Raw genomic sequence first — 8,521 nt, forward strand, 5'->3', positions numbered from 1 at the left:
CTCGGTGCGGGCTCAGCCCCACGTGGGGGACAAGGAACCTTGAGGCGGCCCGGCATTTCCTTGTGAGCCATGCGCCGACGAATATAGTCTTCAAGCCGTTGTTAGGCGCACCAGGGTGGCCCTACTTCGATGCAAGGATATGAATGACTGTTGAATCCAAAGGCCGCGACCTCTTCATCGTCGACAACAGCGTCTCCGGCTGGACGGGTCTGCGCTATCTCGAAGAATGGACCGGCATCGCGAAGGCGTTCGACATCGCCACTGGGTACTTCGAGATCGGCGCACTGCTCGCACTCGACGGCAAATGGCAGGCGCTGGACAAGATTCGCATCCTGTTGGGCGCGGAGATGACGCAGCGCACGCGTAAGGCGCTGCTCGACGTCGTGCGTGAACGGGCCGTTCTAGTTCTTGACGGCAGTATCGAGGCGACCAAGGACTCCAACCCGTTTCTCCATGGCGTGCCCGCGCTCCTCGAGGCGCTGCGCTTCGGCCAGATCGAGTGCCGGGTCTACGACAAGGACAAGTTCCACGCCAAGGCGTACATCACGCACGCGAAGCTGGAAGTGATCGGCTCACAGGCACTGGTCGGATCGAGCAACTTCACTCTGCCGGGCCTCACCAAGAACATCGAGCTCAACATCCAGGTTCAGAGCGCACGCGAGGTCGCACAGCTGCAAGAGTGGTTCGAGATTCACTGGAACGATGCCAGCGTTGTCACCGACGCCGTCATCACGACCATTGAGCGCCAAACCCATCTCTACACGCCGTTCGATGTCTACGCGAAGGCGCTTCAGGAGTACTTCCGCGGCCATGAGCTGACCTCGACCGAGTGGGACGAGACGCGCTCGCAGATGTTCCCGAAGATCGACCGCTATCAGAAGGAAGCCTACTGGGCGCTGATGAAGATCGCGCGCCAACACGGTGGCGCGTTCCTCTGCGATGGCGTCGGCCTCGGCAAGACCTTCGTCGGCCTGATGCTGATCGAGCGACTCGTGCTGCACGACGGCAAGCGCGTGGTGTTGTTCGCACCCAAGGCCACAAAGGAAGGCGTCTGGGAGCCGCACTTGCGTGATTGGCTGCCGCACATCGGTGGCGTTGGCGGTAACGCCGACTTCAGCAACCTCGCCGTCTTCAGTCACACCGACCTTGGTCGCGCCGGCGATTTCCCGGAACGCTTCCGCCGGATCGCCGAACTCGCCGACGTCGTGATCATTGATGAAGCCCACCACTTCCGAAACCCGGGGCGCCAGGGCAGTGCAGAAGAGGAGGTCGAGCCGTCGCGCTACCACCAGCTCTACGAGTTGCTCGACCAAGCGAAGCGGCCCAAGGCCCTCTTCATGCTCACCGCCACACCGATCAACAACCGGCTGAGCGACTTCCGGCACATGGCCGAGCTGTTCACGCGGCGCGTCGAGACCTACTTCGCCCGCACGCTGGGTGTGAACAATCTGCGCGCGCATTTCAACCAGATGGAAAAGGCCCTTCGGACTGCAGTCGGACAAGATTCGACCGATGTGGCCGAGCACATGACCGAGGCGCAACAGATTCTCGGCACGGACGAGATCTTCAAACAGCTCGTCGTGCAACGCAGCCGTGCCTACGCCCGCGAGAGCCAGATCCGCGAGACCGGCAAGGCCGCGGTCTTCCCGGAGCGCAAGGCGCCACAGGTCGCGGCGTACTCGATCCGCAAGACCTACGGCCGCCTGCTCGACATGTTCGAGAAAGCCTTCACTCGCAAGAGCCCACTATTCACCCTTCCCATGTATTGCCCGCTGGCCTGGTACAAGGGGTCGGACAAGAGCATCGATCCAATGGATGAGGGGCGACAGGAGCAGGTCGTCGGCCTCATCCGCACCAGCTTTCTGAAACGCTTCGAGAGCTCGGTCGTAGCCTTCGAGCTCTCATGCGAGCGCTTGCTGAAAAAGCTACTTGCCTTCCTCGAAGTACACAGCGAGACCGACCCGGAGAAGAAGCGCCTGGATCGTTGGAAGGCCCAGAACAGTGAGATTCTCAGCTACGCGGTTCAGCGTCATATGGGGTTCTGGGGCGAGGACGGCGACGAGTCCGAAGACGACGACATCGTGCCGCAGGAGCTGCTCGACGCTGTTGAGCGGCTTGACCGCAATGAGTACCGGGTCGAGGAGATGATGTCCGAGACCTTCCTCGACCTCGATCAGATCGTGCAGTTTCTCGACGAGGCTCGGAAGTTCGACCCGAAGCACGACGACAAGCTGCAGAAACTGATCCGGCTGCTCAAGACCAAGGAACTCGACGGCCAGAAGGTTCTCATCTTCACAGAATTCGCGGATACCGCTCGCTACCTCAAGGGGCAGCTCGACAAGGCCGGCATCGATGGCGTGTCCCAGGTGGACAGCGCCACCAAGCGCAATCGCGCCGACGTCATTCAGTGCTTCTCACCGTATTACAACGGCGCATCGTCGCCCGCGCTCGCCGAGAAGGGCCGCACCGAGATCCGCGTCCTCATCTCCACCGACGTCCTCTCCGAAGGCCTGAACCTCCAGGACGCCTCGCGGATGATCAACTACGACATCCACTGGAACCCGGTGCGCCTGATGCAGCGCATTGGTCGCGTGGACCGACGCATGAACCCCGAGGTCGAGAAGCGGCTCGTCGCCGACCATCCGGAGGTCGCCGCCTCCCGCGGCAAGGTGAGCTTCTGGAACTTCCTGCCTCCCGACGAGCTGAACGCGATCCTCACGCTCTACGCCAAGGTCACCCAGAAGACCCTGTTGATCTCGAAGACGCTGGGGATCGAAGGCAAGAAGCTGCTGACGCCCGAGGACGACTTCGACGCGATCAGGGAGTTCAACCACGCCTACGAGGGCACCAAGACCGCGGTCGAGGACATGCACCTCGAATACCAGGCCCTGCTGCAGACTGACCCCGCGTTAGAGGCGCGGCTCAAGGGCCTGCCTGGCGCCACGTTCAGCGGGCGCAAGCGGGTGGCCAAGTGCGTACGCGGCGTGTTCTTCTGCTACGCGCTCCCTGCGCTCGACAAGCAGAAGGATCCACCCGAGTTCACAGAGGACGCCGGCACCACGCGCTGGTACCTCTACGACCTCGACCGCGACGCCATCCTTGAGGAACCCGGCGAGATCGTCGCCAGCATCCGCTCCAAGCCCGAGACGCCGCGCAAATGCACGACCGAGGAGAAGACGCTCATCGAGCTGCGCGGCAAGATCGAGAAGCACATCAAGAATTCCTATCTCAAGCGGGTGGACGCGCCGGTCGGGGTCAAGCCGGCGCTCCGCTGCTGGATGGAACTGAACGAAGGCTAAGGACATGCCGAACGACCGCCGCGTAGGCGACTCATGAGCACGACACGCAAAGCCACCGTCAGCGTGAAAGGAACCGACATCACGGTTCTCGTTTACCGGGAGCAGGACTATATTTCGCTCACCGATATCGCGCGCCACAAGAACGCCGGGCTTACGGACGATCTGATCCGCAATTGGCTCCGCAACCGCAACACGATCGAGTTTCTCGGCATCTGGGAGAGCCTCAACAATCCCGGCTTTAAACCCGTCGAATTCGACGGGTTTAGAAAGAGCGCCGGCCTGAACAGCTTCGCCCTGACCCCTCGACAATGGATCGAAAAAACCGGCGCCGTCGGGATCCTGTCGAAGCCGGGCCGCTACGGCGGAACCTTTGCCCACAAGGACATCGCCTTCGAGTTCGCCACCTGGATTTCCGTCGAGTTCAAACTGTTCCTGATCAAGGAGTTCCAGCGGCTAAAGGAGGACGAGAACAGCCGCCTCTCGCTCGCCTGGAATCTCAACCGCACCCTCTCCAAGCTCAACTACCGCATTCATACGGATGCGATTCGGACCCACCTGATCCCTGCGGTCGTTACGCCCGCGCAGGCGGCCATTACGTATGCCACCGAGGCCGATCTTCTCAACGTCGCCCTGTTCGGCCAGACCGCGAAGCAGTGGCGGGATTCCAATCCCGGGCTCGACGGCAACATGCGCGAGCACGCCACCGTCGAACAATTGCTGGTGCTGGCCAACATCGAAGGTATGAATGCCGAACTCATCCACATGGGTCTTTCCCAAGGGGAGCGGCTCAATCGACTCAACCAGATCGCCATCCGCCAGATGCAGGTGTTGACAGGTGCTCAGGTCATCAGGCAACTCAAGGAGTGCTGATGCCGACCGATCACCGCGCCGCGCTGGCGGATATCAAGACATTCCCCCAGCTCATCGCCTATCTGCGCGACGAGATGGGCTGGCCGATTGCCGGCGATTCGTTCGAGGACGTGGACGATCTGTTCTACGACTTCACCGCCGACGAGCTCGGCATCGACCCGAAGACCGCCGCCAAGATCACCGAGATCAAGCGCCTGAAGCCGCTCTCGACGCGCCAGCCCTGGGGCATCTTTTTCGTCAAGTTCGAGCCGAAGAAGCTCCCGGTGGTGGCGCTGCGCCGCATCCTGAGCCAGGTGGCGCTCAAGAAGCGCGCCTCCGCCAACAGCGCCGACCGCACCGCCTGGGCTGCCGACGACCTGCTCTTCATCTCCAACTACGGCGAGGGCAGCGAGCGGCAGATCAGCTTTGCGCATTTTGCAAAGCCGCAGGACGGCCACGACTTGCCCACGCTCAAGGTGCTCGGCTGGGACAACCGCGACACGGCGTTGCATCTCGACGCCGTTGCGAAGGAGCTGACGCAGCATCTGGCCTGGCCGGACGACGACGCCGATCTCGAGGCCTGGCGCAAGGGCTGGCGCGGCGCCTTCACCCTGCGCCACGGCGAGGTCGTCACCACCTCGAAGGAACTCTCGATCCGCCTGGCCAAGCTGGCGGGCGACATCCGCGACCGGATCAAATCCGCGCTCGCCATCGAGACCGACCGCGGCCCGCTCACCAAGCTGATGAAGGCGTTCCAGACGGCGCTGGTCCATGACCTCGACGCCGATGGCTTCGCCGACATGTACGCGCAGACCATTGCCTACGGTCTGCTCTCGGCGCGCATCGCCGACCCGCACAAGAAGACGGTCGACGACTTCGCCGGCCACATGCGCACCAACCCGTTCCTGCGGGAGCTGATGGAGACCTTCCCAAAGGTCGGCGGGCGACGCGGCAAGGCGGGCGGGCCGGGTATCGACTTCGACGAGCTGGGCGTGAGCGAAGTCGTGCAGTTGCTCGACGACGCGAACATGGAAGCGGTCGTCCTCGACTTTGGCGACAAGAACCCGCAGGAAGACCCGGTCATCCACTTCTACGAGTTGTTCCTCAAGGAGTACGACGCCAAGAAGCGGATGCAGCGCGGCGTCTTCTACACCCCGCGACCGGTCGTCTCTTACATCGTGCGCTCGGTGGACGAGCTGCTGCGCACCGAGTTTGGCCTTGAAGATGGGCTGGCTGACACGACCACCTGGGGCGAGATGGTCAAGCGCCACAAGGACCTCAAGGTTCCCGAGGGCGCCTCGCCCGACCAGGCCTTCGTGCAGATCCTCGACCCCGCCACCGGCACCGGCACCTTCCTCGTTGAAGTCATCGACATCATTCACAAGACGATGGTCGCCAAGTGGAAGGCGCAGGGCCACGGCGAGACGAAGATCGCGGCGCTGTGGAACGAGCATGTGCCCAAGCACCTGCTTACGCGGCTACACGCCTACGAACTGATGATGGCGCCCTACGCCATTGCACACTTGAAGGTTGGGCTCAAGCTCTATGAGACGGGCTACCGGTTCGGCAGCGAGGAGCGGGCGCGTGTCTACCTGACGAATGCACTCGAACCGTCGAGCGACAGCAAGAAGCAGATGGAGTTTGCGGAGTGGCTCCCGGCGCTCGCGCGTGAGGCGCAGTCAGTCAACGAGGTCAAGCGGAAGCAGCGGTTCACCGTCGTCATCGGCAACCCGCCCTATTCGCTGCTCTCGGCAAATCTGGAGCCTCATCACCGGGCGTTGGTTGAAGACTACAAGTTCGTGAATGGAGAACGGATTCACGAGCGGGGCGCGTTGCAGATGGAGAAGAATCTGAACGATGACTACGTGAAATTCGTTCGGCTCACTCAACGGACGATTGAGCGCGCAGGCGTTGGCGTCTCCGGGCTAATCACAAATCACTCGTTCTTGGACAATCCGACGATGCGCGGCGTGAGGTGGAGCCTGCTGCGCTCCGCTTCGCGTATTTGGCTGAATGACCTGCACGGAAACTCGACAAAGCAGGAGCAACCGCCGGACGGCGGTGAGGACGTGAATGTCTTCCAAATTAAGCAAGGCGTAGCCATTGCCTTGAGTGTTCGGCTGCCGGGCGTACGCGATGCGTGCGAAGCAATGCATCATGAACTCTGGGGCACGCGGCAAAGCAAAGAGGCGTGGCTCGGCGCAAACAATGTCGGCAGTCACGAATGGCAATCGCTTGAACCAACGCCCGAGCACTTCCTTTTCGTCCCGCAAAGCAGTTCACTGAAATTCGAGTTTGAGGCGTGGCCAGGTCTTCCAGACGCGATGCCTGCTAACGGCGCGGGGTACATCACTGCGCGAGACAACCTTGTTGTCGACTTCGATCGGGATGCCCTTGTCGAGCGAGTGCGTGCGTTCAACGCTTCGCGGCAAGACGATGCTTCATTGCTCAAAGTTTTTGATGTTGCCGACAAGAAGGGTTGGGATGTCCAACGTGCGCGGGCGGAGCTGAAGCGCGTCGATATTCCGAACCGGGTAATCAGGACCAACTACCGGCCATTCGACTCCCGATGAATATTCTTCGATTCGACACTTGTATGGGGACGTTCGTGGCCGACAATGCAGCACGTCGTCGGGCATCCCAAGAATGTGACGTTGCTCGCGACGCGTATGACGAAAGACCAGTGGGATGTCTGGGTTGCGGGAACGGTCAGCTCGCACAAGGCGATGTCGGCCTACGACACCAACAGCGTTTTTCCACTTTACCTCGCCGACGACTTGGAGAGTTCGCAGAAGAGCCTCGCAAGCGAGCAACGGATCAATTTTTCCACCTCGGTTCTGAAATCGCTGGCGACTGTCTTGGGTCTCCAACCGACGGGGCCGCACAGCCTGCCCTCCGGCCTGACGCCCGAAGACATCTTCCACTACGCCTACGCGGTGTTCCACAGTCCCAGCTACCGGAGCCGCTACGCGGAGTTTCTGAAGATCGATTTCCCGCGCCTGCCGTTGACAGGGAACCTGGCGCTGTTCCGTGCGCTGGCCCGGCTCGGCGGCGAACTCAACGCCCTGCACCTCATGGAGTCACCCAAGCTCGACGACCCCCTCACTACCTACATCGGCCCGAAGACTCCAGCGGTCGGTCGAGTCGGCTGGGCGGACAACACCGTCTGGCTCGACGCCGCCGCGACGAAGAAGGGCCAGCCCGCCACTCCTGGCACCATCGGCTTTCGCGGCGTACCCGAGGCCGTGTGGAACTTCCACATCGGCGGCTACCAGGTCTGCGAGAAGTGGCTCAAAGACCGCAGGGGCCGCACGCTCTCCAAGGACGACATCGCCCACTACCAGAAGATCGTCGTCGCGCTCAACGAGACCATCCGTCTGATGCAGGAGATTGATGTAGTCATCGAGCAGACCGGCGGCTGGCCGGGGGCGTTCCAGGCCGGCGAGGCGCAGGCCGCGGCGCCCAAGGTCATCCCGTTCCGGCCGCGCATCGTGCAGCCGGGTCCGAAGGAGCGCTACGTCACCTGCGTGCCGCTCGTCCCGCTCAAGGTCGCCGCCGGCGCCTTCAGCGATCCCCAGCACATCGACGACGATGGCTTCGAGTGGGCCGCCGTCGAGACCAAGCGCCGCCTGCGCCCCGGCATGTTCGTGGCCCAGGTCGTCGGCAAGTCCATGGAGCCCGCCATCCCCGACGGTGCGTACTGCCTCTTCGCTGCGCCTGTCGAGGGCACGCGCCAGGGCAAGACGGTGCCGGTGCAACTGCGCGACGCCACCGACCCCGAGAGCGGCGAGCGCTACACCGTTAAGCGCTACGAGAGCGAGAAGGCGCAAGCGGGCGACACCTGGCGCCACGAGAAGATCACGCTGAAACCCGTCAACCCCGACTTCAAGCCGATCGTTCTCACCGGCGCGGATGAGGGGCAGCTGCAGGTGGTCGCGGAGTTCGTTGATGTGCTGGGCGGAGAGTCGTGATGCGAAAGCACGGAACTGCTGCGCTTTGCCGATGTCAGCCCACCCGCAGAAGCAGCGCTGCGAGAGGTGCGCCTAACAACAGCATGCAGCTGACGGCGCTCCACCCCGCCGCGGATGCTGAGCGTTCGAGGCGTCAACCTGATGCCTGATCCGTCCCGTCCCACCCATCCTGTCAAGAAAGGCTCACGATGAGCAACCCCGTCAGCATCAGCAACCGCGGCCCGGTGGCCGTGCTCCTCATGGACCGCCCGCCGGTGAACAGCCTGGGCTACGACCTGCGTGCCGGCATCGCCGATGCGCTGGACCGTGCCAACGCCGATGTCTCGGTGCAGATCATCGTGCTCACAGGCAGCGCCCGGGCGTTTTCAGCCGGCGCCGATATCACCGAGTTCGGTACGCCCA

3 protein-coding genes and 1 pseudogene are annotated in these 8,521 nt (G+C 62.5%); all 4 read left to right on the forward strand.

The annotated features are described in order from the left end of the window. The first annotated feature begins 143 nt into the window (after positions 1-143). Positions 144-3,299, forward strand: a complete 3,156-nt coding sequence (locus JHC36_RS04060; protein ID WP_287916188.1) for a helicase-related protein — start codon at positions 144-146, stop codon at positions 3,297-3,299. 33 nt (positions 3,300-3,332) lie between these two features. Then, positions 3,333-4,169: a KilA-N domain-containing protein gene (locus tag JHC36_RS04065; RefSeq protein WP_287916191.1), complete on the forward strand. Its 837-nt coding sequence runs from the start codon at positions 3,333-3,335 to the stop codon at positions 4,167-4,169. A 1,613-nt stretch (positions 4,170-5,782) separates the two neighbouring features. After that, positions 5,783-8,119 (forward strand): annotated as a pseudogene (locus JHC36_RS11670) (type ISP restriction/modification enzyme). Positions 8,120-8,307: 188 nt separating this feature from the next. Further along, positions 8,308-8,521, forward strand: a 214-nt coding sequence (locus JHC36_RS04080; RefSeq protein WP_287916194.1) for an enoyl-CoA hydratase/isomerase family protein, incomplete at its 3' end; no start/stop codon positions are given.

Source organism: Tibeticola sp. (assembly GCF_022759015.1).
Classification (GTDB): Bacteria; Pseudomonadota; Gammaproteobacteria; order Burkholderiales; family Burkholderiaceae_C; genus Tibeticola; species Tibeticola sediminis.